The following is a 4270-nucleotide window of genomic DNA, read 5'->3' as shown; positions in this document are numbered from 1 at the left end:
TCGGCGTGGGTGTCGGAGTACCAGTTGTCGGCGTCGGCGTCGGCGTCGGAGTACCAGTTGTCGGCGTTGGCGTCGGCGTCGGAGTGCCAGTTGTCGGCGTTGGCGTTGGCGTCGGCGTCGGCGTCGGAGTTGGCGTCGGCGTCGGCGCTACATCGTTATCGGCGATCGCCACTGTCACCCCTGGAACCACAACCTCATTATACTTAGCATCACCACCACTCACACTGTGAGTGATAGTACCGCTGTGCGCGCCTTCGACAACCGTATCATCAACAGCTTTCACCGTAACGGGTTGAACGACATTCCAATTATCGGTAGTGAAATTCACAGGGGCGATCGCCTGAATCTGATTACCTGTTGTGAGAGTGATAGTAACAGGGGCGTAAGGCTGCGACGTTAACTTGATCCCATAATTGCCATCCGCGCCGCCTTCTGTAGCAGTTGTTTGCGTGGGAGAAATGCTGACACCTACTGTGTCGTTGTCGGTAATCGCTACATTTACATCCTGAATTGCCGTGCCGCTATACTTAGTGTCGGTACTGGTAACAGTGTGAGCGATCGTGCCACTGTGCGTACCTTCGGCTTTGTTATCGTCGGTAGCGGTGACAGTGACTGTTTTGGCAACATTCCAGTTAGTGCTGTCAAAGATAACAGGGGCGATCGCATTTATTTCACTTGGGGCATTAAAGTTAATGGTAACAGGCGCGATCGGCTGCGATGTTAATTTGAGTTCATAACTGCCCGTCGCGCCACCTTCTGTAGCAGTTGTTGCCGTGGGAGTAATAGAAATACCAGCCGTATCATTGTCCTTATTGCTAAGGCTAACATCCGCTGCATCTAGCTTATAATTCGGATCGTCGCTAACAGCAAGCGCTGTGACAATTTTGTAGTTAATATCGCCGTCAGCAATACTATCATTAACCCCTGTCACTGTCACCGGCTGCGGTGTATCCCAGTTAACCGGAGTGAAAGTTAAGCTATTAACCGAAACTGTTCCCTCTGCAACATTGTCACTGTTCAAACCGATAGTCACATTAGCAGTCGGCTTAGTATTCAAAACCACAGTAAAGTTAGCCTTAGTGCCATCTTCGCCCGTAGTTAATCCCACCGTCGGATTCACCGTAATTCCCGGAGTTTCATTGTCACTGTTGGTGACGGTGACATCATCAGGATCGAGGTTATTGTAATTAACATCGGTACTCACAGCAGCAGCCGTGACAATTTTGTAAGGTATAGGGCCATCAGCTACAGTTACCAAATCGTCAACACCACTGATTGTTATTGGTTGCGGTTGATTGTAGTTAGCAGGAGTGAAAGTTAAGCTATTAGTTGAAACTGTTCCTTCTTCAACATTGTCACTCCTCAAACCGATGGTAACGTCAGCAGTGGGTTGAGCGTTGAGTTTGACTGTAAATTCTGCCTTGCCACCAGCTTCACTTGTAGTTAATCCCGATATTGGGTTAACAGTAAAGCCAGCTTTGTCATCATTAGTAATAGTTGTGGTAGCGGTAGCAGTGGTAATTGTCGGGGTTACGCCTGGGCTGGTGGGATTTGACAGGGTGACGGCTATGGTTTCGTCGGGTTCAACTAGGGTGTCGCCTAATACATCGAGAGTAATGGTTTTGGATGTTTCATCGGCGGCAAAATTAATTGTGCCAGTAACAGCAGTTGCGCCTGAAGTGCCACCGATGTTGTTGTAATCGCTGACGTTTGTAGCTGTTCCGGCGATCGTATAATTGACGCTACTTGCCCCGCCTGTGTTGCCACTCCGAGTCGCAGTGAAAGTCAGAGGCTTTGTGCCGGTATTGCCTTCAGGAATGCTTACAGTACCGGCGGCTATGGCATAAGAAACAGTACCGTTTGCTGCAATAGTTAATGTTGTTTGTTTGGTTGTACCGGCAACGCCACCGGTGATTGTGCCAAAGTTGAGGATTGCGGTTTCGGCGTTCTCAACTATGTTGTCGGGTTTGATAGTAACTGCAACATTCTCAGTCAGAGTAGTAGTGCCGGCGGGGAATATAACAGTTGTAGGAGAAATGGTGTAGTCGGAATTTTGGGTGGCACTGCTGCTGGGGTCGATGACAATTGGTACCACAACATCGCCCAAAGGTGTGCCACCGCTGATGGTGATGGGGATATTAACTACTGTGTCTGTTGTTCCTTCTGTACCGCTGTAAGTTGCAGCCCCGAAATTAACTGTATTGGGTGTATTTAGTAGTACCGAAACGTTATCTGAACCGTTGTTCGCTACGGCCAAATCCGGGAGAGTGTCAGCATTAAAGTTGCCGGCAATAATGGAGTTTGGATCTGTCCCCGCAGCAAAGTTAATGGGTGCACTAAAACCGCCACTGCCATTGCCTACTAAAATTGCAGCGCCGTTGGTGCCTCCTACTGCTAAGTCAAGTTTGCCGTCTCCGCTAAAGTCATTTGCAACAATGCCTTGCAGCCCTGTCCCCGCGCTAAAATTAGTGACCGCCCCAAAGCTGCCCGTGCCATTTCCCAATAGAATTGACACATTGTTAGAGCCGGTGTTAACTACGGCTAAGTCGAGGAAATTGTCTCCGTTAAAGTCCCCATTAGCGATCGAATTTGGATTTTGCCCAGCCCCCAAATTAGTAGCTGCACCAAATCCGCCCGTGCCATTCGCTAAAAAAACAGAAATGGTGTTAGAGACACTGTTCGGCACAGCTAAATCGGAAAAAGTATCTCCGTTAAAGTCCCCCACTGTCATGAAAGCGGGAGTGGACTGCGGGCTCAAGTTAGTGCTGAAATTCAATGCCCCGCTGCCGCTGCTATTTGCCAGCAAAATTGTTACAGTACCAGAGGTACTGCCAGGGCTTGCATTGACTACTGCTACGTCTGAAAAGTTGTCGTCGTTAAACTTCCCAACTGCAACCGAGATAGGGGATACTCCTGTAGGATATGGAGTCGGGCTGCCAAAACCGCCCGTACCATTTCCTAAGAAAATTGAGAGGGCGGTACCAGTGCCGCTACCCACTACTGCCAAGTCGGGGAAATTATCGTTGTTAAAATTGCCGATCGCGATCGATGTGGGACTTGACACCGCCAAGGTAGGAATAGGCGCGGGATTAAAGCCACCCGTGCCATTTCCTAACAGGATGGAAACGTTGTCAGATCCTTGGTTTGTTACAGCTAGATCGGGTTTGCCATCCAGGTCAAAATCACCAGTAGCAATACCGTAGGGATTTGTCCCCGCGCCAATATTTTCCGCCGCACCAAAACTATTCAAAACATACTCGTAACCCGCTAATACTTCGGCTTCAAATACGAGTGGCGTTTCTATTGAACCGGTTCTGACTTCCAGTTCCCAGTCCCCGCCTTTTGCTACACTTCCGGTGAGGTTTTGGGAAGCCGCAACGTTTGTATTTGTGAGTTGGGCAATTCGTTGGATGAAGGCGAAACCGTCTATATCTAAATCTCTCGCTTGTTCCCCGATACCGCCGTTCGTTTCAACCCCCGTCTCATAGCGAAAGTCCTCGCTCAGGGACTGTTTATTGAGGTTGTTACCAGTCGGTTTCAACCGACTTGAGCTTTGAGACAGGGAATTCATTCCCTGGCGGACTTTCGGGTAAGCGCCAGAGGCTGATGCGACATCTACAGCGTGTTCGTCGGTTCCGCCGTTCGTTTCAACCCCCGTCTCATAGCGAAAGTCCTCGCTCAGGGACTGTTTATTGAGGTTGTTACCAGTCGGTTTCAACCGACTTGAGCTTTGAGACAGGGAATTCATTCCCTGGCGGACTTTCGGGTAAGCAGTCGGTTTCAACCGACTTGAGCTTTGAGACAGGGAATTCATTCCCTGGCGGACTTTCGGGTAAGCGCCAGAGGCTGATGCGACATTGCAACCGTAAATCAGAATGTCCGCATCAACAGTTAAAGCACTCCGCCACTGCTGCAATTTCTCGGAATAAGTTTCCACATTATCTGCACTCAAGCAGCCATTACCCAATTGCAAGCTGCCGGGAGCACCGTGAGAAACTATGTGAATGCTGTCAATATTGCTACGAAGACCTAAAATTTCAGTAATTTGGTCGATCGCATCTTTATTCCCATCCAAAACAACTACTTCCGTACCCGGTGTTACCCCGGCAATCAAACTTTGATAATTTTCAACTTGAGTGTCGATAAAGGCGATCGCACTTGGTGAAACTTGATTATTTAAAATTGGCATAATACACCTACTGGGGGTTAAAAAAAGACAATGATTTCCCTGTTTCGCGACGGGTATGCGAAACTATTTGTCAATGTTGTA

At 48.8% G+C, this 4270-nt stretch carries 1 protein-coding gene; it reads right to left on the bottom strand.

Translation table 11 applies throughout. The features are described from left to right. Positions 1 to 4189, bottom strand: a 4189-nt coding sequence (locus QT973_RS24535) for a DUF4347 domain-containing protein (RefSeq protein ID WP_333392408.1), incomplete at its 3' end; no start/stop codon positions are given. Positions 4190 to 4270: the final 81 nt, after the last annotated feature.

Source organism: Microcoleus sp. Z1_A1, assembly GCF_036700305.1.
In the GTDB taxonomy this organism is placed as follows: domain Bacteria; phylum Cyanobacteriota; class Cyanobacteriia; order Cyanobacteriales; family Microcoleaceae; genus Microcoleus.
Note: the sequence above shows the minus strand (reverse complement) of the source record. Positions and strands in the feature narration are given on the sequence as shown.